The following is a 25,850-nucleotide window of genomic DNA, read 5'->3' on the forward strand; positions in this document are numbered from 1 at the left end:
CCGGGTTTGTGTCAACTTGTCGCTTTCGCGATGGCCGACCTCGCCCGCCGGATCCATGCGGATGCCGGCCGCCCTGCCTCCAGGGCAACCCCTCTAACTTACTCCAACATAGCGTCCGTGTCGAATCATGCAGACACGCCCGGTTTGCCGGATGGAAAGAGGGGGTTGCTGGGCAGTTCACCGATCCGGAGTCTTGCGAGATCCCGGGGGCGCGTCGCCCTGCAAGAAGAACATTACCAGGACTCCCACGTCCCAAAGACAACTTGCCAACCATCCCCGAGGGTCGCGCGTCCCAAACGTTCGTAGGACGTCGAAGCTCGCAACCAGACGTCAAGCCGTTCGCAATCGACTCCGGATACCAAGTAGGAGCGAGGGTCAGGATCCTGACTCCGCCGTGGAGGTGAGCACCATGACCCGCTCGGAGTTCGACGACATCCGCGCGCACATCGACGCGGAGGCCGACCGCCCTGGCGACCTGCTGAGGGTCGCCCGGTCCCTGCTGAGCGACCTTGAAGACGCCCGAATGCGCGAAGCGACTCTTCGGGCCTACTACCTGCGTCTTCTGACGGCGGCCCGTGCGACGGTCGCCGCGGACGCGGCCGGCTACCCGGAGCCGCTGACCTTCCTCACCGACGAGCTCGCCAAGCGCGGCCAACTCCCGTCCACAGAGGATGAGGTGAACCGCATCCTGGCCGACGCGCACACCGCGACCGCCCTGTTGGCCGCGCTGGAGAAGAATCCGCGCGGGACAGCCCCGATGACCGATCGCGGGTTCCGCGTGCGGAGGTGTGCCGGCACGAGCCGTAGCCTCCCGCGATGACGCGTTCCGCGTCATTGACCTGGTCTTGAACCAAGATCTGCAACACTTCAGGCATGTTGCAGCGGGGGCTGAATTGGGCTGCGGCGACCCTCGTGGGCGTCTTCGGCTTTATCTGGATCGGTGTCGTGGTGTTCGCGGCCGTCGAGGTCCCGATGTGGGCGCGGATCGGGCAGGCTTCGTTCGGGGCCTTCCTCACCGGCTGGGCTCTGTACAAGGCGAGCCTGCTGCTGCGCCGCAGCCAGCCGAAGTTCGTGCCACGACACCGGCGGGTCCGCGTCCGGGCCTGACACCCGCCGTTCCCGGGGCCGCGCCGCGAACCGGGGAGAGTGGGCTACGTGCCCGTCCGAAACACACGCAGTTCATCGGCCACCTCCTGGCAGGGCGCCCCGAGGTCGAACCGGCTGAGGAGGTAGACGCCCTCCCCGGTGTCGATCTCCAGGAGCTCCGTGCGGGAGGTGAAACGGGTCCGCCTGTCCACGCGGACCCGCTCGACCGCGCTCCACGGCACTCGCTGGGACCCGGCGAAGCCCTTGACCACGACGAGACCCTCTCCGTCGGCGCTCAGCCGAACCGGAGCCAGGACGTCGCGCAGCGCCAGGGCGGCCACGGCCAGGGCCGCGACGCCCGCCAGGATCATGCCGCGGGGGTCGTCACGGCTCAGCACGGTCAGCAGCGCCAGGACAAGCACCGCGATGACCTTCAGCACGAGAAGATCGCGGCGCACGCGCCAGCGCAGGACCGGTTCGGGCATCTCAGTCACGACCGCACGCTACCTCTCAGCTCTGGGGCATGTACGGCGGTGGCCACCCTCACCCCGGGCGCGGCACCGCGGCATCGGTGACCACGGAGGCTCCAGGCTGGGAGTCGGACAGCGCCAGGCGCGTCCCGCATTCGGGGTAATCGCACGAACACGGCCCGGAACTCCGGATCCGCCGGGAGGCCGACCGCGTCGGCGGCGTCGAGGAGTGGGTTCAGCCAGCCGCGACACTGCGGTTCGGTGAGTCTTTGCCAAGGTGCTGGAAGAGCATGTGGGGGTATCCCCCACGCTCTGCGGTGTAGCGGGCCGGACCGCCGAAGACCTCGCCGAGCCACATTGCCACGTGCGCGGGATGTCCAGGGTCCATGTGTGCGAAAGCCCGATGAGATCGTCTTCGCGCACCCCGCCGTAGAAGGTCTCGGACAGCCGCTCCAGGGCCTCGGCTCCGCCCGCCCACTCGTAGAGCGTCGGCACAGCGGACCCTGGCCGCGGATCCCGGTGGGCGCGTAGTGACGCATCTCCTCGATGTCGCTGACGTACGGCCGGATCTCAGCGAAGAACGCCGCGAAGTCCGGGCCCTTGCGGAAGCCCTCCAGGTCGTCCTCGGCGGAGGTCCAGGTCATCCGCAGGATGTAGGCAGGCAGGCTCGTCCACGTAGCGGGTGAGTTCTTACCCGACGCACTGCGGCGCCTTCATATGGGATTAAAAACAAGGCCCTGATCTCTGAGAGATCAGGGCCTTTGTTTCGTAGCGGGGACAGGATTTGAACCTGCGACCTCTGGGTTATGAGCCCAGCGAGCTACCGAACTGCTCCACCCCGCGTCGGTGTGTCTCAACAGTATCCGGATTTCCCTCCCAGGTGCAAACCGGTTGAGGAACCGGCGGCGTGGCGAGGTCATCGCGCCGGCTCGACGACCGTGATACCTGGCGGCGTCCCGACCCGCGTACCAGGCGCTCCCGCAGGTGGAGGCGGACCGGCGTCCACACACCACCGACCGCGGCCATGCCCATCGGGAAGCGGTGACCGCCTACCCCTCGGCACGTGCCGCTCCCGATCTCCAGGCCCTGGGAAGACGGCGTAGGGCAGGCACCGGACCCGGCGACGTGCGGTGCCCCGCTGAACGCGTGGTGGGGATCCATGCCACCCCGGACGGAGGGGATCGGGCGCGCGAACGGAGCGAGACCACTCCTCGAACCGTGAGCACGGGAGTCATGAGAAGTCGGCACCGGGCACCGGGAGAGCCGATACGAGAGCCGTGAACAGCCGACGCGGGGCCGGAGCCGGAAAGGAACCGGCACCCGGGTCGGAGAGGAGAACATGCGAAAGGCCCCGGTCGCCGTTTTCGGCGACCGGGGCCTTCGTTCAGTAGCGGGGACAGGATTTGAACCTGCGACCTCTGGGTTATGAGCCCAGCGAGCTACCGAGCTGCTCCACCCCGCGTCGGTGTACGTCCGTAAGACTACCCGGCTCCGGAGGCGAATGCGAATCGAATGCCGCTGGGCTCCTGTCGATCTTCCAGGGGCCGCCCGATACTCCTAGGAGTTCGGCGGCGGTGAGGCCGTGGGTGTCACCGCCGGCGTGGGTGTCGGTGACGCCGACGAGGTCGGGCTCGGGCTCGGGGAGGCAGTGGACTCGGGCGCGGACGGCGCCGTGGCGGCCGTGCCCTTGAGCTTGTCGAGCGCCTCCTTCAGCTCCTTCTGTGCCTCGCCGTACGCCGCCCAGTCGGGCGGGTTCTCCGCCAGGGCGTCCTGGGCCTTCTGGTAGGCCTCCTCCACGTCGTTGATCGCTCCGGTCAGCTCGGTGGCGGGCTTGGACTCCTCGGGCTTGGTCTCCTCCGGCTTGGCCTCGCCGGGCTTGTTCTCCGTGGGCGCGGTCTGCTGGGCCTCGTCCCCGAAGACCTGCTTCAGCGCGTCCCCGAGCGTGTCACCGAAGCCGACCTTGTCTCCGTAGGAGACCAGGACGCGGCGGAGGATCGGGTACGGCTCCTGGCCGGAGGATGCCGCGGTCTCCACGTAGACCGGCTCGATGTAGACCAGGCCGCCGGCGAACGGCAGCGTGAGCAGGTTTCCGTAGCGGACCTTCGCCCCGCCGATGCCGAGCAGGTTGAGCTCCCCGGAGAACTTGTTCTGGAAGTTGTTCTGCACCTGGCCTGGGCCGGGGATCGTGGTGTTGGACGGCATGCGCAGGATGCGCAGCTTCCCGTAGTCGGGCCCCGGGGTGGCGTCCACCGCCATGAACGCGGCCAGGTTGGGTCCCTGCCGCGGCACGAACGTGGTGGTCAGCGAGAACGACGGCGCCGACGTTCCGGGCATCTTGACCGACAGGTAGTACGGCGGCTGCTTGATGTCGCGCTCGCCCGACGACGGGTCGGTGGGGACGTTCCAGAAGTCCTGACCGCTGTAGAAGGCCGAGGCGTCCTCGATGTGGTAGCGGGACAGCACGTCGCGCTGAACCTTGAACAGCGCCTCCGGGTAGCGCAGATGCTGCTTGAGCTGCGCGGGCATCTCCGACTGCGGCTTGATGACACCCGGGAAAGCCTTGCGCCAGGTCTGCAGGATCGGGTCCTTCTCGTCCCAGGCGTACAGGGTGACGGTGCCGTCGTAGGCGTCGACCGTGGCCTTGACCGAGTTGCGCATGTAGTTGATCTGGTCGCGGGGCTGCGGCACCACCAGGCGGGGGTCGGTGACCGTGTCGCGCGTCATCGCCTCCAGGCTCTTGCTCTGGGAGTACGGGTAGGCGTTGGAGGTGGTGTACGCGTCGGCGATCCAGACCACCCTGCCGTCGACGATGGCGGGGTAGGGGTTGTTGTCGAGGCTCAGGAACGGCGCCACCTTGGCGATGCGCTCCTGCGGGTTGCGCTCGTAGAGGATCTTGGACTTCTCGTTGATGTCACCCGAGAGCAGCAGGTTGATCTCGCTGTACTTCGCGGCGTAGAGCATCCGGTTGAAGAACGAGCCGACCGGGACGCCGCCCTTGCCGGTATAGGTGGTGTTCTTCTGGCCGGTGGTGTTCCTCTGGTCGGCGCCGCCGCTCTCGGGGTAGTCGAGCTCCTGGTTCCGGTCGCCGCCCACGATGACGTACTCGGGCGCGGCCGGGGCCTCACCGAAGTAGATCCGGGACTCCTTCAAGCCGGTCCGCTCGGCCAGAGAGCCGGTCACCGGCATGTCCTTGGCGTCGAAGTTGGGCAGTCCCTGGGAGTCGACCTCGTTGCCCGGCGCGGCCACGAAGCCGTAGCCGTGGGTGTAGACGAGGTGCCGGTTGATCCAGTTGTTCTGCTCGGGCGGCGGGCCGGTGAGCTCCCGGACCGCGACGACGGTGTCACGCATGGTGCCATCGGCGTCGGGGTAGCGGTCGACGTCGAGCGGGTCGTGGAAGTCGTAGTAACCGCGGATCCGCTGCTTCTGCTGGTAGGTCTTCGCGACCAGGTTCGGGTCGAGCAGGCGCACACCGGAGATCGAACTGTCGGCGCCGACGCTCGCCTTGCTCGCGTCGCCCTGCGCCGCGTAGTTGATGACCTCCGAATTCTCTACGCCGTAGGCCTTTCTGGTGGCGTCGATGTTGCGCTTGATGTAGAGCTGCTCCTTGCCCTGCTGGTTCGGCTTGACCTGGAACTGCTCGACCAGCGCGGGGTAGACCCCGCCGATCAGGACGGCCGAGAGCACCAGGAGGCCGAAGCCGACGCCGGGCAGCATGCCGCCGGGCCGCACGACGCCCGCGAAGAAGAGGGCGGCGCAGATCAGGGCGATGATCGCCAGGATGGTCTTGGCCGGGAGCACCGCGTTGACGTCGGTGTACGACGCGCCGTGGACGAAGCCGCGATCGGAGAAGACCAGACCGTACCGATCGATCCAGTACGCGACCGCCTTGAGGAGCACGAAGACGCCGAGCAGCACCGACAGGTGCACCCGGGCCGCACGCGAGGCGTGCACGCCGGGCGACTGGAGCCGGAACCCTCCGTACAGGTAGTGCACGATCGCGGCCATGACGGCCGACAGCACCACCGCGACGAACAGGAAGTTCAGCACCATCCGGATGAACGGATAGGTGAACATGAAGAACGAGATGTCCATCTTGAACAGCTGGTCGGGCTCGCCGAACGGCGTCGCGTTGACGAACTCCAGCCAGGTCTTCCACTGCCCGGAGATCGACGACCCGGAGAAGAGGGCGAGCACGGCCATACCGACCAGGAAGATCAGCTTGCGGTGCGGGTCGAGGGCCATCCGGTAGCGGTCGGCACCGCTGGCGCCACCGAACATGCCCGGACCGAACATGGGCCGCACGCGGTACGCCAGCAGCATGTTGCCGCCGACGATACCGACCATCAGCAGGGCTCCCACGATGAACAGCAGGATCTGCGTGACGACCACACCAGAGAAGACCGCCGTGTAGTCGACCGAGTCGTACCACAGGTAGTCGGTGAAGATACCGGCGAAAAGGAAGAACACCACGACGATCGCCGCGAGGGCGATGGCGACGGGAAGCAACAATCGTGGCCGGCGGGGCAAGCGCATTGCCCTGCCGGCTCCGGGGGTCCGGAAGCTCAAGGCCAACCCCTTGTCGTAAGAGCACGGTCCGTGTCTGGAAACCTACACCGGCAGGGGTTCGGCCGCGCTCAGCCGCTCGGGCACGGTCCGGCCACAACCCCCGAGGGTCCGGGGTCCAGTGGTACCAACGCGCAAAGGTCAGGACGAGTGCCCGGATCTCCGATTCGTACCGAAAAACTCTGTCTTTTTGGGCGCCTTGGTGATTCCGATGGATATGGATGGGTGTGCCCTTGGGCGGCTCACGGAGCGGCCCCGAGCGCGGTCCACCCGGGTCCGGCAGGGGGCGGGGCGCCTGAGCCGGGCGGGTCGGCACCGGAGCCAGCGGAGCCAGGGGCGCAGCTCGAACCGGAGCCGGGGTGGGGCCGGGTCAGCCGGTGGGGCAGCTCGGCGTGGCGCCCTTGCCGGTGCGGATCGCGTCGATCGCCTGCACCGCCTCGTGGAGCGTCTCGACCTTGACCAGCTTCAGGCCGTCGGGAATGGCCTTGACGGCCTCGGCGCAGTTGTCGGCAGGGGTGAGGAAGAACGTCGCCCCCGACTTGCGGGCGCCGACCATCTTCTGCTGGATGCCGCCGATCGGACCGACCTGACCCTCGGGAGTGATCGTGCCGGTGCCGGCGATGGACTTGCCGCCGGTCATCGGCCCGGGGGTGAGCTTGTCGACGATGCCGAGGGAGAAAATCATCCCCGCGCTGGGCCCGCCGACGTCGCCGACGTTGATGGAGACCTCGAAGGGGAACCTGTAACCGACCCGCATGGTGATGCCGACGATCGGCGTGCCGTCCTTGGCCGCGGTGGTCGGGACGGGGATGGTCAGGCTCTGGGTGCCGCGGTTGACGACGAAGGTGACCGTCTCGCCCGCCTTGCGCTTGCGGACGGTGGCCGAGACGGTCTCCCGGTCCTTCGCGGGCGTGCCGTCCACCGAGACGATCTCGTCGCCTTGCTTGAACTTGCCGTCGGCGGGCAGGCCCTTCTCCATGGAGGCCACGGTCACGACGGAGGTATAGGGGATCTTCAGCTCGGTCAGCGCCGCGGCGGTCGCGTCGTCCTGGGAGTTGGTCATCTCCTGGGTGTTCTGCTCCTCGACCTCCTTGGCGGTGGTCGCCGGCGGGAAGATCGTCTCTTCCGGCACGACCGCGATGGTCGGGTCGATCCACCCCTTGAGCGCGCTGAACAGGTCGAGCCTGGTGCCCGGCCCGCCCTGATAGGCCACGGTGACGAGGCTGAGCTTGCCGTCGGTCGGATAGGTCTGGCGTCCCTTGATGCTGATCACCGGCTTGCCCTCGACGTCACCGATGGTGTTCTCGGTCGGCCCGGGGCTCAGGACGACGTAGGGCACCGGCAGCACGGCTCCGATGACGGCGAGCGCGAGCGTGAGGAAACCGGCCACCATCAGGGTCAACGCTCGTCGGGACATGGGATAAAGACTATGCCGTACCGCAGGTCGCCAAACCTCACCCACGCGTGTCGTCTCCCCGGAACCGCCGCCGCCGCCCGACCCGGCACCCTCGCGTCAAGCCCCGGCCGGCACGAGGACCCCAACTGCGGAACCCGATCGTCCGGCCCGGCGGGCTCAGTCGCAGGCGCCGACCCACTCGGACGAACCATCGGCGAAAAGCTGGTTCTTCCAGATGGGGACCTGGCTCTTGAGATCGTCGATCAACCTGCGGGAGGCCTCGAACGCCTCACCGCGGTGCGGGCAGGAGACCGCGACGATGACCGCGATGTCACCGAGCTGCAGATCGCCGACCCGGTGCACCGCGGCCAGCGCGGTCACCGGGAAGTCCGCGGCGACCTTCTCCGCCACCCGGCGCAGCTCGGCCTCGGCACTCGGATGCGCCGAGTAGGAGAGGCTCGTGACCGGTTTGCCGTGATCATGGTCGCGTACCGTGCCGATGAAGACCGTCGTGCCGCCCGCGGCGTGGTCGCCGACGGCGGCGAACACCTCGTCGACCGAGAGCGGGGTGTCGCGAATACCGAGCAGCCGGATGACATCCACGTCACAAAGCGTACCGCCCCGGCAAAAATGTCCCCGGGGGCGAGCGGCCCCGAGCTCCGGTGTGCCGGACGGTGTCGTGTACGCCCTTCGGATTCCGCAGACGGGTCTCGCGTACGTTCCCCGGGCCTCGCCCGTGCCCTCATACCCGGCGCTTCTTGCGGGCTGCCCGGACGATGGCCGCGGTGCCGAGGACGGCGACGGTGGCGCCGGCGGCGGTCAGCGTGGCCTCCTTGCCGGACAGGCGGCGGCCGACGACCGCGTGCTTGCCCTCGCGCAGCTCCAGGAGCTGCGCGAAGGCGGCCTCGTTGGTCCACATCGGCTTCCAGCCGGCCTCGCGCAGGGCCGCGCAGTCGACCACCCAGGGGTAGACGACATAGTGCAGGTCGGTCGCCGGGGCCGGGGTGACGCCGAGACGGTGCAGGCGCTGGGCGGTGCCGAAGGTCAGCCCGGCGGGCAGCTCCAGGCGGCGCAGCCCGGAGATCTCCTCGACCTGCTCCTGCTCCAACCAGCCGTCGCCGCCGACGGCCACCACACCGGAGACCACACCGAGCGCCGCCAGCTCCAGGGCCGAGACGAGATCGTCGATGTGGCAGAACTGCCAGCGGGGGCTGCACCCCTTGACCGTGAGCAGCCTGGGGGCCTCGAAATGCCGGGTGACCACGCTGTCGACGCCGGGGCCGACAACGGCTGCGGGCCGGATCACCGTCACGTCGAGACCGGGGTGGCTGCGCAGGGAACGGCGGGCCAACGCCTCGATCTCCAGATGGTCGCCGACCATGCCCGTGTCGGGCTCGGCCGCGACCGCCGAATCCTCGGGCAGCGGGACGGGGTTGTCGGGCGCGGCTCCGTACACCATGGCGCTGGTGACCAGCACGACCCGGCGCACCCGGGCGGCGGCGCTGGCGGTGAGCACCGTCTGCGCCGCGCGCAGGTTGTAGGCGCGCCGCTCCGCAGGATCCGCGTCCAGCGCGTAGTCGGCCGCCAGGTGTACGAGCACGTCGATGTCGGAGATCCGGTTCGCCAAGAGCGGATCTCGGACGTCGAGCACCCGCCACGTGACGTCGGGTACGTCGCCGCGCTGCTCGTCGATGGCCACGACCCTGCGGAAATCCGCAGACGAGGCGACCTTCGCGACGAAGGCGCGGCCGATACCCGAGGCGGCGCCGGTGACGGCGACGACGGGGGGCCGGGAGCGTTTTGAGGTAGGCACCAGGTCCTCACTTTGCACTGACCCGCCGTGCGACGGATAACGTGGCGGATGTGGACTCCTCCATCCTGCACGAGGTAGAGCGGTGACTGACTTGCCAGGTCGGGAAAACGACCCCAACGAGAATCCGTTCGCCATGTTCGGCAACCCGGAGCAGATCGCAGCGGCCATGCGCCAGTTCGCCGACATGCTCTCCGCACCGCCGAGCTCAGGTCCCGTCAACTGGGACATGGCGAAGAACATCGCACGGCACGTCGTGGCCGCCGAAGGCGACCCGAGTGTCATGGAAGGCGAGCGACGCCAGATCGTCGACGCCCTGAACCTCGCCGACCTGTGGCTCAACGAGGCCACCGCGCTGCCGAGCGGGGTCAACAACCCTCAGGCGTGGAGCCGTTCGGAGTGGATCGAGAAGACCATCCCCGTCTGGCGGAAACTCTGCGATCCCATCGCCGCCCGCATGGTCGAGACCATGAGCGGCACGCTCGGCGCGGCGGGCCTGCCCCCGGAGGCGCAGGCCATGGCCGGGCCGCTGATGGGGATGATGAAGCAGATGGGCGGCATGATGGTCGGCCAGCAGATCGGCCAGGCCGTCGGCTCGCTCGCCCGTGAGGTGCTCGGCTCCACCGACATCGGCCTGCCGCTGTCGGACAACGCCGCCCTGCTGCCCGGCGGCATCGCCGCGTTCAGCCAGGGACTGGAGACGCCCGCCGAGGAGATCCGCCTGTATCTCGCCCTGCGCGAGGCGGCGCACCACCGGCTGTTCCAGCACGTCCCGTGGCTGCGGGCGCACCTGCTCGGCGCGGTGGAGGAGTACGCCAGGGGTATCACGGTGGACGCGTCCGCGCTGGAGGAGCAGATCCGCGGGCTCGACATCAACAACCCCGAGCAGATCCAGCAACTGCTGAGCGGCGGCAACCTGCTCAAGCCCGAGGAGACCGAGCGGCAGAAGGCCGCCCTGTCCCGGCTGGAGACCATGCTCGCCCTGGTCGAGGGCTGGGTCGGCACCGTCGTCGACAGCGCGGCCGAGGGCAAGCTCCCCTCCGCGACCGCGCTGGCGGAGACCGTACGGCGCCGCAGGGCGAGCGGCGGCCCCGCCGAGCAGACCTTCGCCACGCTCGTCGGCCTGGAGCTGCGGCCCCGCCGCCTGCGCGAGGCGGCCGTGCTGTGGCAGGCGCTGAAGGCCGACCGGGGCGTCGACGGGCGTGACGCGCTCTGGAGTCACCCCGACCTGATGCCGACCGCCGACGACCTCGAGAACCCCGAGCGCTTCGTGCGGGGCGAGCCCGAGCTCGACCTGTCCGCCCTGGAGGCCTCTCTGCGGGAGGCTTCGGCCGCCCCCGGCGAGGATCGCGCGTCCGGCGAGGGCGCTGCGGACAAGGGTGACGCTCGGGACACTCAGCGGGAAGGCGACGACAAGGACGACGAAGGCGGCACCGGCGCCAAGGGCGAGGGCGTGTGAGCCTGCGTGACGACGCCCGTGAGGTGCTCACGGGCTGGACGGCGCCCACCGCCGAGGAAGAGCTGCTGCGCAAGGAGTTCCTGGAACACGTCCACGCCCACGAGGACGCGATGTGGCGGGAATGCGTGCCGGGCCACCTCACGGCGACCACGGCCGTGCTCTCCCACGACGGCGAGCGGGTGCTGCTGACGCTGCACCCCAAGGCGGGGATGTGGCTTCCCATGGGCGGTCACTGCGAGCGCGGCGACGTCTCGCTGGAGGCGGTCGCGCTGCGGGAGGCGACCGAGGAGTCCGGCATCCCCGGGCTGCGGCTGCTGCCCGGCCCGCTGGCCCTCGACCGGCACCGCGTCTGGTGCCACCCGCCGCACAGCCACCACCTGGACATCGAGTACGGCGCGGTCGCCCCGGCGGCCGTCGAGGCCGTGATCAGCGAGGAGTCGCTCGACCTGCGGTGGTTCCCGGTGGACGGGATCCCCGACCTCTCCGATGAGGCGACCCGCCGGCTGGCCCGCCGCGCCCGGGAGATCCTGCTCGCCGGGTGACGCCCGCCGGATGAGGCGGGTGCGCCCGAAGGACGCCCGGCGGGGTGGACCCGGGGCGGCGGGCATCGGGTTCAGAAGGCGTTGGACCGTTTTATGCCCGTTTCACTTCCCCCCCGATATCTTCATCTCCGTCAGGCCAGGCAAGCGAATCGGGGCACTGTGAGCGTGGACGTCGTAGCTGACAAGGGCGTCGGAGGGGCGATCATGACCCCGGCACGGCGGCGCTGGCGGGTGCCGAAGTCTCTCGCCTGGGCCGCAGTCGCGCCGTTCGCCGCCTGGGCGGTCGCCCGGGTCGCCGGTTTGGAACGTGACTCGCTCACCACACAGCTCATGACCGCCACCCCGTACGCGGCGGCGGCCTCGCTCGTGCCGGTGCTGCTGTCCGCGCTGTCCCGCAACCGCGCCGCCACCGCCGTCGCGCTGGTCACCGCCACGGCGCTCGGCTTCAGCGTGCTCCCGCGCGCCATCGGCTCCGCCGAGGCCACGACGGGTACGCCGCTGCGGGTGCTGACGCTGAACATGCTGTTCGGCCACGCCGACCCGGGGGTCGTGATGGACCTCGTCCGGCGCCTGAAGCCGGACGTGCTGAGCGCCCAGGAGCTGACCCCGGGGATGGTCGAGGAACTGGACGCGGCCGGGCTGAAGGAGGCCATGCCGCACCGGGTGCTGGAGCCGGAGTGGAGCGCCGGCGGCAGCGGCCTGTACGCCAGGTACGAGCTGACCCCCCTGGAGGGCATGTTCGAGGCGATCGGGCACAACATGCCCGCCGCCCGGATGAGCCTGCCCGGGGCCAAGCCCGTGGAGCTCGTCTCCGTGCACCCGTTCCCGCCGCTGGGCAGGCAGGTGCACGACTGGACCGCCGCGCTGGACGCCCTGCCCTCCGCCGTTCCCGACAGGATCCGCATCCTCGCGGGCGACTTCAACGCCAGCCTCGACCACGTGGCCATGCGCCGCTTCCTGAACCGCGGCTACGTGGACGCCGCCGACGCCGTCGGCGAGGGGCTCGTGCCGACCTGGCCCGCGCACAGGGGCATTCCCCCGATCATCACCATCGATCACGTCGTGGTGGACCAGCGGGTGGGCGTGAACGAGGTCAGCATCCACACCGTCACGGGGACCGACCACCGGGCTGTCTTCGCCGACCTGCGGGTGCCCGCGTCCTGACGCCCCGTGCGGATCGTGTGACCGTTCCGGCGCCACGAACCGTCGCGGTGTCCCCGGGCTCGCGGCACGGTGTCCCGGAGCTGCGGGGCTGGGGACTCAGGCCGAGAGCAGGGCCCGGGTGTTGTCCCAGCCTTCCAGGCCCGGGTCGAGCAGGCGGATGTCGTCGGGGTCGCGCAGGCGGTGCCAGCCGGGCCCCCTGGCGACCATGCGGCTGCCCGGGGCCGAGGCGCGCAACTGCTTGACCGGGTCGAGGTCGTCCAGGCCCACCGCGGCCCAGTCGGGGTAGGGCAGATGCGCCGCCAGCGCCACCGCGCCGCCCTCGGCCGCGGGACAGACGGCGATCCGCGCCCGGCCGAGCTCGCGGAAGAGCTTGCCGATGAGGAGGGGCGGCAGGTCGGGCGCGTCAGCGCCGAGCAGGACGGCCTGCTCGGCCCGGGGCAGGGCCGCGAACGCCGTCCTGACGAGGGCGGCGCCGGAAAGGTCGGGGATCTCGATCACCGGGGTGCCCGGCCAGACGATCTCCTCCATGCCCGGCACGCTCGTCACCACGACCGGCGAGACGAAGTCGAGGCCGGCGACGAGCTCGTAGGTGTCTTCGGCGAGGGCCGTCAGGAAGTCCGCGGGGTCGATTCCGGGGGGTGCCGCCCGTGCGATCGGGGGCGTGACGAGAACCGCTACTACTCGATCTTCGGTCAACATTCCTCCGCGGCGCCGTTGGCCGCGGTGGAGAATCCTTCGAGGAAGCCCCGTGCCCGTTCGGCCTTGGGATATTTTTCCACCAGCGCCCAGAAACGGGGACCATGGCTCGGCACCAGCAGGTGAACGAGCTCATGCATGATCACATAATCGACCACCCACGACGGCATGCCCCGAAGCCGCGTGGAGATCCTGATGGTGCCGTGCTCCGGGGTGCACGAGCCCCAGCGGTGCTGCTGGTTCTCCACCCAGCGCACACTCGACGGCTTGGCCTTCCCGCCCAGGTGACGGGCCGACAGCTCGATCGCCCGGTCGAGCAGGTCGTCGTCCGAGGGGCGTCTGCGCTGCTCCTTGGCCGCCAGCCGGTCGAGCATCCGGCGCACCCACTGCTCCTCGTCGGTGCTGCTCAGCCCGGCGGGAAGGAGCACGATCGTTTTCTCGCCGTCGCGGTACGCAGAAACCGTCCGCCGGCGACGAGAACTTCGACGGACCTCGACTGTCTCGGGGGGCACATATGAACGGTAGCCGAGAATGGCGAATTCACACCAGAGGGTAGAACGCGTTCCCGCTGGTCAATCCCCGTTCGCTGATTGTTCAACGAGATCGATCCGCTATGGCCGTGACTTATCGAATTAACCTGGTTATCGGCTGTCTCATGCGTTGCCGAATCGCGGGGCGCGCCGTTCTCTCTGAGCCGCCAGTCCTTCGAGCATGTCGTCGGAGGCCATGGTGACGGGTTGGGCGAGGGATTCCCAGCGGAGCGCGGCCTCGAGATCCGCGTGCCCGCCGCCCGCGAGGGCGACCTTGGTGAGCCGGGTGGCGATCGGCGCGTTGGCGGCGGTCCGCGACGCGATCTCCATCACCTCTTCCATCAGCGACTCGCGGGGGAAGGCCCTCGTCGCCAATCCCGCCGACGCCGCCTCCTCGCCGGTCACCGTCCGCCCCGTGAGCAGCATCTCCCTGGCCACCTGTACGCCTGCGACCCTCGGCAGCAGGTAGGTGGCGGCCATCCCGGGATGCAGGCCCAGAGAGGTGAAGGGCGCCAGAAGCTTGGCCTCCCGCGCCGCGTAGACCAGGTCGCAGGCGAGGGCGAGGCAGAGCCCGGCCCCGACGGCGGCGCCGTTGACGGCTGCGATCGTCGGCACCTCCAGGTCCGCGACGGCCAGCCAGGTCCGGTAGAAGCCGAGCATCCGGTCACGCAGGGCGGGCACGCTCTCGGTACCGCGCTCGGCGAGCCAGGAGAGGTCTCCCCCTGAGCAGAACGCGTCTCCCGCACCGGTGACCACCACGCACCGGACGTCCCGGTCCGCGGAGAGGTCGGCGATCACCCGCCGCCAGTCGCCGGTCATCCCGTCGGTCATCGCGTTGCGCCGGTCCGGACGGTTCAGGGTGAGCACCACGACACCGTCGTCACGCCGGTCGACCAAGAGCTCGTTCATGCCGGGGAGCGTAGTGCAGATCTTTTTTCCGGTGGAGCCTCCCGCCCGTCTTTCCCGGTGGAACCTCCCGCCCGTGTGGTCGCCCCGCCCACAGGGGCCCGTCCACAGGGGCCCGTCCACAGGGGGCGGGACGTTGTCCACAGGGGGCGGGAAAGGGGTCCGGGATCTTGCTCGGGCGTGGCACGCTGGCACGCCGCCGGAGAACGGCACGTCCCCCACGAGGAAAGGCCCCCCGATGAGACCACGTCTGAAGCCCGCGCTGCGCCGGATCGCCCGTGACGGGCGCACGCTGCAGTTCGGCCTGCATCCACGCCATGCGGTGGTGCTGACCGATCTGGAGCCCGAGGTCCGCCGCTGGGTCGAGAGCCTTGACGGCGTGCGGGACCTGAACGGGGTGCTGGCCGGGGCGGTCGACGCGGGCCTCGGCGAGGAGGGCGGCAGGACCCTGCTCGACATGCTGGTCAGACGTGGGGTGGTCGACGACGCCGCGGCGGGCCCCGGCCCGCTGCGGACGCTCGCGATCGCCGAACGCGACCGGCTCCGGCCGGATCTCGACGCGCTCTCCCTGTCCCCCGGCACGACCGACGGCGGCCTGGCCGTGCTGGAGCGCAGGCGCGAGGCCCAGGTGCGGGTCTACGGTGCGGGCCGGGTGGGTGCCCAGGTCGTCGCGCTGCTCGCCGCCTCCGGAGTCGGCAGGATATGCGTCGTCGATCCCGGCACCGTGCGCCGCGAGGACGTCGTCCCCGGTGGGCTGGGCTGGTCGGAGGTCGGCATGAGCCGGCAGGACGGTGCGGTCGCCGTGGCCAGAAGGATCGCGCCCAGCCTCGTCGCGTGGACGGGCGACGAGGCCGCGCACCTGGCCGACGGCGCGAGACGGCCCGACCTGGCGGTGCTCGCGCCGGTGGTGCCGTTGGACGGCCTACTGGTCAGGGAACTCGTCGAGTGGGAGATCCCGCACCTGCTGGTGACCGCCTTCGAGGGCTCCGGGTCGGTCGGCCCGCTGGTGCTGCCGGGCAAGAGCGCGTGCCTGCATTGCATGGATCTGGCCCGGCGCGACCGTGACCCCGGCTGGCCGGTCGTCAGCGCCCGGCTCGGCGGCTTTCCCGCGGGCGAAATCGCGTGCGGCGCGACGCTGTCCACGCTGGTAGCGGCATCGGCTGCTGGGCATGCGCTTGCTTGGATCGATGATCGGGAGCCTGCTGTGACCAACGGCACAGTAGATGTATTGCCTGATTGGACATGGAGGAAGCGATCCTGGAGTGTTCATCCTCAATGTCGTTGTTTCCGAAACGAGTTTGGTTCGCTAACAATGGTCGCGTCGGCTACCTGCCGCTGACGGACACACAGCGAAGGGAGGGAGCGGCGTCTCGCTGTACGGGGACAGGCCGCAGACCAAGGTGAGTGACCTTCCGCGCCGCGCCGTTGCGCGCTCCGCCAAGCTGGCGTCCCTGCCAATCGGATTCGCCGGTCGCACCGCCCTCGGTCTCGGGAAACGGATCGGGGGAAAGTCAGCCGAGATCGTCGCCCAGGAGATCCAGGAACGTACCGCCGAGCAGATCTTCAAGGTTCTGGGAGAACTCAAGGGCGGGGCGATGAAGCTCGGCCAGGCTTTGTCGATCTTCGAGGCCGCGCTGCCCCCGGAGATCGCCGGCCCGTACCGTGCGACCCTGACCAAGCTCCAGGACGCCGCCCCGCCGCTCCCGGCGGCCACCGTGCACAAGGTCCTCGTCGAGCAGCTGGGTGACGACTGGCGGGAGAACTTCCAGTCGTTCGAAGACCAGCCCACCGCCGCCGCGTCGATCGGGCAGGTGCACAGAGCGGTCTGGCACGACGGCCGTACGGTCGCGGTCAAGATCCAATACCCGGGGGCGGGCAAGGCCCTGCTCTCCGACTTCACTCAGCTGGCGCGGCTCGGCAAGCTGTTCGGGGTGCTGCTGCCGGGCCTCGACATCAAATCGGTCCTCACCGAGCTGCGCGAGCGGGTGGCCGAGGAGCTCGACTACATCCGCGAGGCGGAGGCGCAGCACGCCTTCGCGCTGGAGTACAAGGACGATCCCGACTTCCTGATCCCGGACGTGGTCGCCGCCAACGAGCAGGTGCTCGTCTCCGAATGGGTGGACGGCACCCCGCTGTCGCGGATCATCTCCGACGGCACCCAGGAGCAGCGCGACCAGGCCGGGCTGCGGCTCGTCCGGTTCCTGTTCTCCTCCCCGGCGCGGGTGGGGATGCTCCACGCCGACCCGCACCCGGGCAACTTCCGGATCCTCGATGACGGGCGCATGTGCGTCCTCGACTTCGGTGCGGTCAACCGGCTGCCCGACGGCTATCCGCCGGTCTTCGGGAAGCTCACCCGCATCTTCAACAACGGCGACATGGACACCGTCGTTCAGGGCCTGCGTGACGAGGGGTTCATCCGACCGCACATCGAGGTCGACACCGAGGCCCTGCGGGCGTTCCTCGCCCCCTACGTCGAGCCGACCGCGGTCGAGCAGTTCTCGTTCAGCAGGGAGTGGCTGCAGGAGCAGGCCGCCACGGTCACCGACCTGCGCCCCGGCAACGTGGTGCGCCAGCTCAACCTGCCCCCGTCCTACGTGCTGATTCACCGCGTGCACGCGGCGGGGGTGGGCGTGCTCTGCCAGCTCGGTGCCACCGCCCGCTTCCGCGAGGAGGTCATCCGCTGGGTGCCCGGCTTCTCCGACGAGGACTCGGGAGAGCCCACACTCACCACGACCTGAGCCGCATCCGGGAGCCGTCCGGCACACCGTCCGGGCGGCTCATCGGCGTGCCCGGGCGCTGACCGGCACACCGTCCATCACCACGGCGTTGCCCGGCACACCGTCCGGGCGGCTCATCGGCGTGCCCGGTGATTAGCGGATCCTCGCCGCCGGGCAATGCCACCCGGTGGTCGGCGGATCCTCACCACCGGACAACGCCACCCGGTCGGGCCCGGGAAAAGAGCGAGGGGCGGCCCCGTTCCGGAGCCGCCCCTCAGGTGTTCAACTCGGCGCCGTCTGCTCTCTTGAATCAGACAAGGCGCAGGAGCGCGGTGCGGAGGCGCGCGGAGGCGCGCTCGGCGTCGCGGCGGGCGCGCTGGAGGCGCTGGATTCCCGCCGCTCTCCGGTATACCTCCGCCTCACGGTGGAGGGTCCGTATTCGGTCTCGGACCAGTTCTTCTTGGATAGACATCAGGTCCGTGCTCCGGTTGGTGAAGTAGGTCATTGGAATCGGTCCTTTCAGGGACGTTCTGGTCGGTACGTTCTCAGGTGCTGGGTCGATCAGGCAGCGACCGGGTTCTTCCGCGGACGCCCACGCGGACGCTTCCGGGGAACGATCACGCCTCGCAGGACAAGCTCGCCGCCCCAGACTCCCCACGGCTCCTCACGCTCCAGCGCTCGGGCCAGGCAGGCCTGGCGGATCGGACAGCCTCCGCAGAGCGCCTTGGCGAACTCCACGTCCTCCGGAGACTCGGCGAACCACAGATCAGGGTCGGTACGACAGGGGATTGCGGCTTCGTCGATCAGGTCCATGACCGTCTGGGCCCCCATGCTTCACCTCTCAGCTAGGTGTTTGGATATTCGGTTACCTCGTGGGTGGGGGTCAGGAATGACGCGGACAAACAAGAAGGCCGCGGATCCTGATGCGGATCCGCGGCCTGAAGGACTTCCTTCCGATCAGTTTATGACCGGAGGGTTCCTCCAGGGTTGCGGACCACGCAGTCCACCGTTTTCGATGTGCTCGGTCGGTGCGTAGTCGCCATCCACCAGGGTCAGGACGGCAGCGCCCGTCGCCGGAAGGGCGACGAGGGCGGCGCAACGGCCGGCTGCGACCTGGAAGTGGACAGACTTGTCCCGCCAAACCGGGGCTGGCGCGCCAACTGTGAGAATGGCCTGGCCGCCGCAGGGCAGAACGGTGTTACGCTGCGCGGAAGCGAGCCCGCGCTGGGACGACATCAGGATGCTCTTCACCGTGGACTCACCTCCATTCGTTGATCGTCGGACAGTAGCGTCCGACTTGCTTGACCATGACCCTAAACCCCGTTGCCGGGGACGGGCAACTTATTTTCTACCTGCGACTTTGCAACTATCTCACGCGAATCATGGCCTCTTGGACTACCGACACCGCCAGTTCTCCGGACCGGGTGAACATCTCGCCTCTGGCGAGCCCGCGGGCCCCGCCGGACCACGGCGACTCCTGGGCGTACAGCATCCAGTCGTCCGCCCGGAACGGCCGGTGGAACCACATCGCGTGGTCCAGTGAGGCGCCGGAGAGGTTGGAGGCGCCCCACGCCAGGCCGTGGGCGAGCAGTACGGTGTCGACCAGGGTGAAGTCCGAGGCGTAGGCGGCGAGCACCACGTGCAGCAGCGGGTCGTCGGGCAGTTCGGCGTCGTAGCGGAACCACACGTTGGTCTCCGAACCGCGCAGCTGCGGGTCGCGGTGCGCCTCCCAGGTGAGGGGGGTCACGTAGCGGGCGTCCACCGGCCTGGGCCTGGTCAGCAGCTCCCGCATCGGGGAGTCCTCCCCCACGATCTGGAGCATCCGCTCCTGGAAGAGCGGCAGTTCCTCCGGTCCGGCCACCTCGGGCATGACCGCCGCCTGGTGCTCGACCCCGCTCTCGGCCACGTGGAAGGAGGCCGACATGGTGAATATCGCCTTGCCGTGCTGGATGGCCACGACCCGCCGGGTGGTGAAGGAACGGCCGTCGCGGACCCGCTCGACGTTGTAGATGATCGGGATGGCCGGGTCACCCGGCCGGATGAAATAGGCATGCAGCGAGTGGACGTTCCGGTCGTCCGGCACCGTCCGGCCCGCGGCCACCAACGCCTGGGCGGCCACCTGGCCGCCGAACACGCGCTGGATGCGCTCCTCGGGACTACGGCCCCGGAAGATGTCGAGCTCGATCTGTTCCAGGTCCAGCAGGTCCAGTAGCTCCTTGAGCGCCTCGTTCACGCGTCCTCCGTCCGATCTGCGGCGGTGCGGCACAGACCGAGCACCGCCTCGCCGTAACGATCCAGTTTGACGCGTCCGATTCCGGCGATCGCGAGCAGGTCCTGTTCGGAGACCGGAGCCCGCTCGGCGATGGCCTGGAGGGTGACGTCGGTGAAGACGGCCCACTGCGGGACCTTGGTCTCCTTCGCCACGCCCGCGCGCCAGACCTTGAGCGCCTCCAGCAGCGACTCGTCGTAGTCGACGGGGCAGGCGGAGCACCTGCCGAGCTTCTGCTCCGCGGCGGCGGCCAGGGTCTTGCCGCAGATCCGGCAGCTGACCGGCGTGGCGACCTGGCGGCGTTCCCCGGCGCCGGCGGGGGTCGTCCGGCCGCGCGAGGGCGCCCGGCCGGTGAGCCCGTCCAAGAAGCGGGACGGCCGGCGGGAGCGGCGCCCGCCGGGCGAACGCGCCAGCGCCCACGACAGCACCAGGTGGGCGCGGGCTCGGGTGACGCCGACGTACAGCAGACGGCGCTCCTCCTCGATCTGGTCGGGCGTCTCGGCGTAGATGATCGGGAGCATGCCCTCGGTGAGGCCGACGAGGAAGACCGCGTCCCACTCCAGGCCCTTGGCGGCGTGCAGCGAGGCGAGGGTGACCCCCTCGACCGGCGGCGCGTGCTGCTCGCTGGCCCGGCGCTCCAACTCGGTCACGAAGCCGGCGAGGTCGGCGCCCTCGGTGGCGAGGTCCTCGGCGAGGTCGGCCAGGGCCTTCAGCGACTCCCACTTCTCCCGGGCCTTGCCGCCGCCGGGCGGCTCGGGCGTCAGCCCGATGCCGGCCAGGATGTGGTGGACGGTCGAGGCCAGCGCGTCGCCGGGCTCGGCGGAGCGGGCGGCGCCGCGCAGGAGCACGACCGCCTGGCGGACCTCGGGCCGCTCGAAGAAGCGGTCGGCGCCGCGCAGCACGTACGGGACGCCGGCCCTGCTGAACGCCTGCTCGTACGCCTCGGACTGGGCGTTGACCCGGAACAGTACGGCGATCTCGCGGGTCGGCACGCCGCCGTCGGCGAGTTTACGCACCGCCCGGGCGACCCCCTCGGCCTCGGCGGTCTCGTCGTCGTACTCGGTGAAGACGGGCTCGGGACCGTCCGGGCGCTGGGCGATCAGGGTGAGCTTGTGCGGGGTGCGTGCCCGGTCGAGCACCCGGTTTGCCAGGGAGACGACCTGCGGCGTGGAGCGGTAGTCGCGGACCAGCCTGATCACGGCGGCGTCGGGATACTCGACCGGGAAGCCGGTCAGGTAGCGGGGCGTGGCGCCGGTGAAGGAGTAGATCGTCTGGTTGGGGTCGCCGACCACGCACAGGTCGTCGCGGCCGCCGAGCCAGGTGTCGAGCAGCAGCTTCTGCAGCGGGTTGACGTCCTGGTACTCGTCGACGACGAAGTAGCGGTACTGCTGGCGGATCTGGGCGGCCACCTCGCGGTGCTCGGTCATCACGGCCGCGGTGAGCTCCAGGATGGTCTCGAAGTCGACGAGGTGCCGCTCGCGGCGGAGCCTCTCGTAAACCTCGTAGAGCCGGACGACGTCCTCGGCGGGGACCGGAGGGGTCCGGCCGGCCTTGCGCGTGGCCTCCGCATAGTCTTCCGGCCCGATCTGGGTGGCCTTGGCCCACTCGATCTCCGAGGCGATGTCGCGCAGCTCCGAGCGGTCGGGGCTCCTGCGGACGGCGCGGCAGGCGTCGCCCAGCAGGGGCAGCTTCGACTCGATCACCCTGGGCGGTTCGCCGCCGATGACGCGCGGCCAGAAGTAGGTGAGCTGACGCAGCGCGGCGGCGTGGAAGGTGCGCGCCTGCACCCCCGGGGCACCGAGCTGCCGCAGCCGCTGCCGGAGCTCTCCGGCGGCGCGTGTGGTGAATGTCACGGCGAGCACGCCCTGGGCGTCGACCACCCCGGTGCGGACGGCGTGGGCGATGCGGTGGGTGATGGCGCGCGTCTTGCCCGTCCCCGCACCCGCGAGCACGCAGACCGGCCCCCGGACGGCTTCGGCCACCTCACGCTGCTCGGGATCCAGCCCCGCCAGAACGTCGTCGGGCGCCACGGAGACTCCTTACACGTCGTCGAACGGATCGGACGGAGACATCCTGCCCGTCGCTGGCCAAGGCATCGTTCATTCTGGCAACATGCCGCCGTCAACCTATGTCGTTCGCCGAGATGCACAAACCGGCCTATCTACCCCACAATAGGGTCGGACTAAGCTTGGGGAAGGAAGAAACCCGTGCGAACTGCGGTAACCGTGGGTGCGCTCGCTCTGGCGGCGTTGGTGCTCGGCCCCGCGGCGGTCCACACCCCTTCGCACGCGCACGCGGCCTCCGCGGAGAAGACGGCGGTGAAGGCCGAGCGCACTCCCGCGCCGACGGCGGAGCCCGACCCGTTGGTCCAGGGCACCGTGGTCGACACCGTCGCGTACGGTCCCCACGCGCGCCAGCGCATGGATGTCTGGTACCAGACGGACGTCATCCGGCGGCCCGGTGTCTTCCTGATCCACGGCGGCTGGTGGTCGTCCGGCGACAAGAAGTACATGACCGAGATAAGCCGGAGCTACGCCGAGCAGGGCTACACGGTCTTCAACATCAACTACCGCCTCTCCGGCGACGCCTCCTGGCCGGCTCAGCGCACCGACACCCTGGACGCCATCGCCACCGCGCGCCGGCACGCGGCGCTGTGGTCCTTCGACCCGAACAACTACGTCGTCATCGGCTTCTCGGCGGGCGGCCATCTGGCCACCGCGGCGGGCACCTACAAGACCGGCCTGCCGGGACTGCGCGGCGTGGTGGGCATCTCCCCGGTGATCTCGCCGCTCACGGCGTACATCCAGGGTGCCGACACCTTCGACCTGAACAAGCGCAAGCTGCGCGCGGCCGCCATCAGGCTGGCCGGCGGCTGCGAACCCGTCGGCAAGTGCGCCAGGATCTGGGCGAGCATGGAGGTGTCCCAGCACGCGAGCCGGGGTGACGCGCCGATGCTGACCGTGCACTCGGCGGACGAGTTCGTCCCGGCCGAGCACAGCTACCAGCTCAAGGAGCGCCTGGCCCAGGTCGGCATCCCCATGACGGTGCTGACCGAGCCGGGGGTCGAGCACAGCGCCCCCCTCTACCGGCTGCCGGGCGTCGCGGACACGGTCCAGCAGTGGGTCGCGGAGAAGCTCTTCGGTGGAGGAAGCAGCGGGGGAAGCGGGCTGGCGGCGGCCGCGGGAAGATGAACGGCTCCAGCTTTGTTGCCAATGGCGCCGAACACTTCATGAGGGGATTTCTCACGACATGGCGCTGACTGTGTACACCACCACCTGGTGCGGTCCCTGCAAGCGGCTGAAGAGCCAGCTCACTCGCGAGGGCATCTCCTACAAGGAGATCGACATCGAGAGCAACCCGGACGCCGCGAAGTTCGTCATGAGCGTCAACAACGGCAACCAGACCGTCCCCACCGTCGTGGTGGAGTCTCCCGGCGGCCAGGTCGTCAGGACCAACCCCTCGGTGATCGAGGTCAAGCGCATCCTGGCGGGCGCCGGCGCGTAGTCGCGCACATGGGCCCCGGCGTGACGACCGCCGGGGCCCACACATGTCCGTACGGCGGGGCCGCCGAGCGCGGAGCGGGGAAGATCGGCATGACGGCCCGAGGCTACGCTTGAAGCACTTCGCCGCCGCCCGTGGCACGTCGTCGTTGTCGTCGCTGGAGGAACCGATGGATGGCACCGTCCGCCCCCTGAGCGCGCCCGGCCGGCTCGCGGAGCCCCAGGAGGCGATCTCGATCGAGGAGCTGCAACTCGCCGCGCGCAACCACGGCATGCCGCTGGAGGCCCTGCGCTACGACCTGACCCCGCTCGGCCTGCACTACCTCCTGACCCATTACGACATGCCCGCCCTCGACCCGGCGACCTGGCGGCTGTCCGTCGGCGGCCGGGTCTCCCGGCCGATCACGCTGGACCTGGACGCCGTTCGCGCCCGGCCCGGCACGACGGTCCGGGTCACCATGGAGTGCGCGGGCAACGGGCGCGCCCACCTCCTCCCCCGGCCGGTCAGCCAGCCGTGGCTGGTCGAGGCCGTCGGCACCGCCGAGTGGACCGGCACGCCCCTGGGCCCCCTGCTGGCCGAGGCCGGCATCGACCCGGACGCCGTGGAGGTCGTGTTCACCGGGGCCGACCACGGCATCGAGCGCGGCGTGGAGCAGGACTACCAGCGCAGCCTGCCGCTGGCCGAGGCACTCCGCCCCGACGTGATACTCGCCTACGAGATGAACGGCGTCCCGCTGCCCGTGCAGCACGGCGCCCCGCTACGGCTCGTCGTCCCCGGCTGGTACGGCATGACGCACGTGAAATGGCTACGGGAGATCACCGTCGTCGACCGGCCGTTCGACGGTTTCCAGCAGGCGGTGGCGTACCGGCTCCGCCAGAGCCCGGACGAGCCGGGCGAGCCGGTGACCCGCATCGAGCCCCGGGCGCTGCTCATCCCGCCGGGTCATCCCGACTTCATGACCCGGGCGCGTTTCGCCAGGGCGGGCCGGATCACCGTCGAGGGCCGCGCCTGGTCCGGGTGGGGGCCCGTCACCCGGGTCGAGGTGAGCAGCGACGGCGGCGAGAGCTGGAGCGAGGCCGAACTGGGTGCCGAGACCTCACCGACGGCCTGGCGCGGCTGGCGGTGGGCCTGGGACGCCACCGCGCCGGGGCGGTACGAACTGTGCGCCCGGGCGACCGACGCCACCGGCCGGACACAGCCGCTGACACAGCCGTGGAACCGCGGCGGCTTCGCCAACAACCTGGTCCACCGGGTTCCGGTCACCGTCGTCGGCTGAGACGGTCGAGCGGGCGCGGCCGTCGCCTCCCCCGACGGACCGGTCACCGGCGGGTGAGGAATCGGCCGCGAGAAGGCCGGCTGCCGAAGGCCCCCGCGGAAGGGCAGGTCACGCGGTCGCGGAGGAACCGGTCGCGGGAGAACCAGCCGCCGGAGAACCGGCGGCGAGAGAACCGGCCGATGGCAAGGCCGGTCGGTGGCAAGACCGGCCGATGGCGGACCGGCTGCTGGTAAGACCGGCCGGTGGCAAGACAGACTTACCAGTCTCCGGTCAGCGGCTCGCCGTACCAGGTCTCGATGAGCCTGCGGGCGATCGAGACCTCGGGAGGCAGGCGCACCTCGCCGCGCTCCATCGCGGCCAGCAGCTCGGCGCGGGTGAACCAGCGGGCTTCGGCGATCTCCTCGGGGTCGAGGGCGAAGTCGGTGGACGTGGCCCGCGCGAAGAAGCCCAGCATCAGGCTGCGCGGGAACGGCCAGGGCTGGCTGCCCAGGTAGCGCGCGTCGGTGACCCGCACGCCGACCTCCTCGGCCACCTCGCGGGCCACCGCGTGCTCCAACGACTCGCCCGGCTCGACGAACCCGGCCAGCACCGACATCCGCCCCTCGGGCCACTGCGGCCCCCTGGCCAGCAGGCACCGATCTTGGTCGTCGTGGACCAGCATGATCACTGCGGGGTCGACCCGGGGAAAGTGCTGGCTGCTGTCCTTGGGGCAGACGCGTACGTGGCCACCCGAGCTGACCTCGGTGCGGCTCCCGCAGCGGGGGCAGAACTCGTGGGTGGAGTGCCACGCGTCCAGGGCGACGGCGTAGACCAGCAACCCGGCGTCCAGATCCCCCAGCAGTGACCCCACCTGGCGGAGCCCGGCGGCGATCGCCTCGCCCTCCTGCAGCGCCGAGGGCGGCAGCGGGGCGACGATCCGGCCGAAGGAGCCGCTGTGGTCGACGCCCGCCAGCGGGGCCGAGACCGCGAAGTAGGCGACGCCCTCGGTGTCGACACCGAGCAGGTAACGCTCCCCCTCGGGCGCGTCGGCCGTGGACAACAGGACCAGCCGGGCCTCTTCCCCGCTCCGGCGGACCAGCGCCTGACCGTCGTCGACGACCACGACCCTGGTCGCGCCGTCCGCCCACGCCCTTTCGAGCCACTCGGTGTTGCCCCGGAGCGCCGCCGAACGGTCGATCGCACTGCGCGCGAGCAGCAGCGGTCCCAACAGTCCTTCTTGTGCCGCGATATCCACGCTGTTCCGCCCTCCCCAACCGCGTGCACATCCTATGCCGCCCGACGCGGCACTTCCGGCATCGCGGCTTCCCCGCGCCTGGTCACGAGGATGCCTCCGCCCGCCGCCGCGCTCCCGCGGGGCCTCCGCGGCCCGGCGCACGCCCGGGACGCGACCCGGTTCCACACGCGAGACGCGACCGCCGGGCCTTCCGGCGGTCGCGCCGATCGCGATCAGGTGGTGCCGTACGGG

General features: G+C 70.1%; 23 protein-coding genes and 2 tRNA genes. 10 read left to right on the forward strand and 15 right to left on the reverse strand.

The genetic code is table 11. The annotated features are described in order from the left end of the window. The first annotated feature begins 409 nt into the window (after nucleotides 1-409). Nucleotides 410-820, forward strand: a complete 411-nt coding sequence (locus ABD841_RS30440) for a hypothetical protein (RefSeq protein ID WP_344978972.1) — start codon at nucleotides 410-412, stop codon at nucleotides 818-820. A 53-nt stretch (nucleotides 821-873) separates the two neighbouring features. Next, complete coding sequence (locus tag ABD841_RS30445) at nucleotides 874-1,107, forward strand: hypothetical protein (RefSeq protein WP_344978974.1); 234 nt, start codon at nucleotides 874-876, stop codon at nucleotides 1,105-1,107. A 44-nt stretch (nucleotides 1,108-1,151) separates the two neighbouring features. On the opposite strand, the gene ABD841_RS30450 is transcribed toward ABD841_RS30445, so the two are convergent. The 7 genes from ABD841_RS30450 to ABD841_RS30480 all read right to left on the reverse strand — a co-directional run bounded on the left by ABD841_RS30450 (nucleotide 1,152) and on the right by ABD841_RS30480 (nucleotide 9,331). Continuing rightward, nucleotides 1,152-1,571 (reverse strand): PH domain-containing protein, encoded by a 420-nt coding sequence (locus ABD841_RS30450; protein WP_344979051.1) that lies wholly within the window; start codon nucleotides 1,569-1,571, stop codon nucleotides 1,152-1,154. 754 nt (nucleotides 1,572-2,325) lie between these two features. Then, nucleotides 2,326-2,399 (reverse strand) — tRNA-Met (locus ABD841_RS30455). Between the two features lie 545 nt (nucleotides 2,400-2,944). Beyond that, nucleotides 2,945-3,018 (reverse strand) — tRNA-Met (locus ABD841_RS30460). Nucleotides 3,019-3,113: 95 nt separating this feature from the next. Continuing rightward, nucleotides 3,114-6,089 (reverse strand): UPF0182 family membrane protein, encoded by a 2,976-nt coding sequence (locus tag ABD841_RS30465; protein WP_344978976.1) that lies wholly within the window; start codon nucleotides 6,087-6,089, stop codon nucleotides 3,114-3,116. Nucleotides 6,090-6,489: 400 nt separating this feature from the next. Then, entirely contained in the window at nucleotides 6,490-7,536 is a 1,047-nt protein-coding gene (locus ABD841_RS30470) for a YlbL family protein (RefSeq protein ID WP_344978978.1), read from the reverse strand. A gap of 156 nt (nucleotides 7,537-7,692) precedes the next feature. Then, nucleotides 7,693-8,118, reverse strand: coding sequence for a molybdenum cofactor biosynthesis protein MoaE (locus tag ABD841_RS30475; protein ID WP_344978980.1), 426 nt, complete (start codon nucleotides 8,116-8,118; stop codon nucleotides 7,693-7,695). A gap of 139 nt (nucleotides 8,119-8,257) precedes the next feature. Then, on the reverse strand, nucleotides 8,258-9,331 hold the full coding sequence (locus ABD841_RS30480; RefSeq protein WP_344979053.1) for an NAD-dependent epimerase/dehydratase family protein: 1,074 nt from the start codon (nucleotides 9,329-9,331) through the stop codon (nucleotides 8,258-8,260). A 79-nt stretch (nucleotides 9,332-9,410) separates the two neighbouring features. On the opposite strand from ABD841_RS30480, the gene ABD841_RS30485 reads away from it, so the two are divergent. The 3 genes from ABD841_RS30485 to ABD841_RS30495 all read left to right on the forward strand — a co-directional run bounded on the left by ABD841_RS30485 (nucleotide 9,411) and on the right by ABD841_RS30495 (nucleotide 12,490). Next, entirely contained in the window at nucleotides 9,411-10,784 is a 1,374-nt protein-coding gene (locus ABD841_RS30485; RefSeq protein WP_425582067.1) for a zinc-dependent metalloprotease, read from the forward strand. Continuing rightward, nucleotides 10,781-11,326 carry an NUDIX hydrolase gene (locus ABD841_RS30490; RefSeq protein ID WP_344978982.1) on the forward strand — a complete coding sequence of 182 codons (546 nt, stop codon included), beginning with the start codon at nucleotides 10,781-10,783 and terminating at the stop codon, nucleotides 11,324-11,326. Before ABD841_RS30485 ends, ABD841_RS30490 begins: the two co-directional genes overlap by 4 nt. A gap of 165 nt (nucleotides 11,327-11,491) precedes the next feature. Then, nucleotides 11,492-12,490 (forward strand): endonuclease/exonuclease/phosphatase family protein, encoded by a 999-nt coding sequence (locus ABD841_RS30495; protein ID WP_344978984.1) that lies wholly within the window; start codon nucleotides 11,492-11,494, stop codon nucleotides 12,488-12,490. Nucleotides 12,491-12,586: 96 nt separating this feature from the next. Here ABD841_RS30495 and ABD841_RS30500 read toward each other — a convergent pair whose 3' ends face one another. From ABD841_RS30500 to ABD841_RS30510, 3 genes are all read right to left on the reverse strand, one after another. Further along, the gene (locus ABD841_RS30500) at nucleotides 12,587-13,189 is read right to left on the reverse strand and encodes a DUF2064 domain-containing protein (RefSeq protein WP_344978985.1); all 603 of its coding nucleotides are present in this window, start codon (nucleotides 13,187-13,189) and stop codon (nucleotides 12,587-12,589) included. Further along, the gene (locus ABD841_RS30505) at nucleotides 13,183-13,698 is read right to left on the reverse strand and encodes a M48 metallopeptidase family protein (protein ID WP_344978987.1); all 516 of its coding nucleotides are present in this window, start codon (nucleotides 13,696-13,698) and stop codon (nucleotides 13,183-13,185) included. The genes ABD841_RS30500 and ABD841_RS30505 overlap by 7 nt, the downstream gene beginning before the upstream one ends. A 141-nt stretch (nucleotides 13,699-13,839) precedes the next feature. After that, nucleotides 13,840-14,625, reverse strand: coding sequence for an enoyl-CoA hydratase/isomerase family protein (locus tag ABD841_RS30510; RefSeq protein WP_344978988.1), 786 nt, complete (start codon nucleotides 14,623-14,625; stop codon nucleotides 13,840-13,842). A 235-nt stretch (nucleotides 14,626-14,860) separates the two neighbouring features. Here ABD841_RS30510 and ABD841_RS30515 point away from each other — a divergent pair, with 235 nt between their 5' ends. After that, nucleotides 14,861-15,961 carry a ThiF family adenylyltransferase gene (locus ABD841_RS30515; protein ID WP_344978990.1) on the forward strand — a complete coding sequence of 367 codons (1,101 nt, stop codon included), beginning with the start codon at nucleotides 14,861-14,863 and terminating at the stop codon, nucleotides 15,959-15,961. A gap of 61 nt (nucleotides 15,962-16,022) precedes the next feature. After that, the gene (locus tag ABD841_RS30520; protein ID WP_344978992.1) at nucleotides 16,023-17,360 is read left to right on the forward strand and encodes an ABC1 kinase family protein; all 1,338 of its coding nucleotides are present in this window, start codon (nucleotides 16,023-16,025) and stop codon (nucleotides 17,358-17,360) included. A gap of 540 nt (nucleotides 17,361-17,900) precedes the next feature. Here ABD841_RS30520 and ABD841_RS30525 read toward each other — a convergent pair. From ABD841_RS30525 to ABD841_RS30540, 4 genes are all read right to left on the reverse strand, one after another. After that, a complete protein-coding gene (locus tag ABD841_RS30525) occupies nucleotides 17,901-18,170 on the reverse strand; it encodes a WhiB family transcriptional regulator (RefSeq protein ID WP_344978994.1) in 270 nt (89 codons plus the stop codon). A gap of 126 nt (nucleotides 18,171-18,296) precedes the next feature. After that, on the reverse strand, nucleotides 18,297-18,590 hold the full coding sequence (locus ABD841_RS30530; protein ID WP_344978996.1) for a hypothetical protein: 294 nt from the start codon (nucleotides 18,588-18,590) through the stop codon (nucleotides 18,297-18,299). A gap of 115 nt (nucleotides 18,591-18,705) precedes the next feature. Further along, entirely contained in the window at nucleotides 18,706-19,572 is an 867-nt protein-coding gene (gene tesB, locus ABD841_RS30535; RefSeq protein WP_344978998.1) for an acyl-CoA thioesterase II, read from the reverse strand. Further along, nucleotides 19,569-21,638, reverse strand: a complete 2,070-nt coding sequence (locus ABD841_RS30540; protein ID WP_344978999.1) for an ATP-dependent DNA helicase UvrD2 — start codon at nucleotides 21,636-21,638, stop codon at nucleotides 19,569-19,571. The genes tesB and ABD841_RS30540 overlap by 4 nt, the downstream gene beginning before the upstream one ends. A gap of 177 nt (nucleotides 21,639-21,815) precedes the next feature. On the opposite strand from ABD841_RS30540, the gene ABD841_RS30545 reads away from it, so the two are divergent. The 3 genes from ABD841_RS30545 to ABD841_RS30555 all read left to right on the forward strand — a co-directional run bounded on the left by ABD841_RS30545 (nucleotide 21,816) and on the right by ABD841_RS30555 (nucleotide 24,385). Then, nucleotides 21,816-22,799, forward strand: a complete 984-nt coding sequence (locus tag ABD841_RS30545) for an alpha/beta hydrolase (RefSeq protein WP_344979000.1) — start codon at nucleotides 21,816-21,818, stop codon at nucleotides 22,797-22,799. Between the two features lie 58 nt (nucleotides 22,800-22,857). Beyond that, nucleotides 22,858-23,112, forward strand: coding sequence for a mycoredoxin (locus ABD841_RS30550; protein ID WP_344979002.1), 255 nt, complete (start codon nucleotides 22,858-22,860; stop codon nucleotides 23,110-23,112). A gap of 166 nt (nucleotides 23,113-23,278) precedes the next feature. After that, entirely contained in the window at nucleotides 23,279-24,385 is a 1,107-nt protein-coding gene (locus tag ABD841_RS30555) for a sulfite oxidase (RefSeq protein ID WP_344979003.1), read from the forward strand. 256 nt (nucleotides 24,386-24,641) lie between these two features. Here ABD841_RS30555 and nudC read toward each other — a convergent pair whose 3' ends face one another. After that, nucleotides 24,642-25,592, reverse strand: a complete 951-nt coding sequence (gene nudC / locus ABD841_RS30560) for an NAD(+) diphosphatase (protein ID WP_344979006.1) — start codon at nucleotides 25,590-25,592, stop codon at nucleotides 24,642-24,644. Between the last annotated feature and the right edge of the window lie 258 nt (nucleotides 25,593-25,850).

This window comes from Streptosporangium fragile, from assembly GCF_039534445.1.
Classification (GTDB): Bacteria; Actinomycetota; Actinomycetes; order Streptosporangiales; family Streptosporangiaceae; genus Streptosporangium; species Streptosporangium fragile.

What these genes read in the sequence shown, in the direction of transcription:
- ABD841_RS30440 (WP_344978972.1), top strand. Translation starts at nt 410, where the DNA reads ATGACCCGCTCGGAGTTCGACGACATCCGCGCGCACATCGACGCGGAG.
- ABD841_RS30445 (WP_344978974.1), top strand. Translation starts at nt 874, where the DNA reads ATGTTGCAGCGGGGGCTGAATTGGGCTGCGGCGACCCTCGTGGGCGTC.
- ABD841_RS30450 (WP_344979051.1), bottom strand. Translation starts at nt 1,571, where the DNA reads ATGCCCGAACCGGTCCTGCGCTGGCGCGTGCGCCGCGATCTTCTCGTG.
- ABD841_RS30465 (WP_344978976.1), bottom strand. Translation starts at nt 6,089, where the DNA reads ATGCGCTTGCCCCGCCGGCCACGATTGTTGCTTCCCGTCGCCATCGCC.
- ABD841_RS30470 (WP_344978978.1), bottom strand. Translation starts at nt 7,536, where the DNA reads ATGTCCCGACGAGCGTTGACCCTGATGGTGGCCGGTTTCCTCACGCTC.
- ABD841_RS30500 (WP_344978985.1), bottom strand. Translation starts at nt 13,189, where the DNA reads ATGTTGACCGAAGATCGAGTAGTAGCGGTTCTCGTCACGCCCCCGATC.
- ABD841_RS30510 (WP_344978988.1), bottom strand. Translation starts at nt 14,625, where the DNA reads ATGAACGAGCTCTTGGTCGACCGGCGTGACGACGGTGTCGTGGTGCTC.
- ABD841_RS30515 (WP_344978990.1), top strand. Translation starts at nt 14,861, where the DNA reads ATGAGACCACGTCTGAAGCCCGCGCTGCGCCGGATCGCCCGTGACGGG.
- ABD841_RS30525 (WP_344978994.1), bottom strand. Translation starts at nt 18,170, where the DNA reads ATGGGGGCCCAGACGGTCATGGACCTGATCGACGAAGCCGCAATCCCC.
- ABD841_RS30550 (WP_344979002.1), top strand. Translation starts at nt 22,858, where the DNA reads ATGGCGCTGACTGTGTACACCACCACCTGGTGCGGTCCCTGCAAGCGG.
- ABD841_RS30555 (WP_344979003.1), top strand. Translation starts at nt 23,279, where the DNA reads ATGGATGGCACCGTCCGCCCCCTGAGCGCGCCCGGCCGGCTCGCGGAG.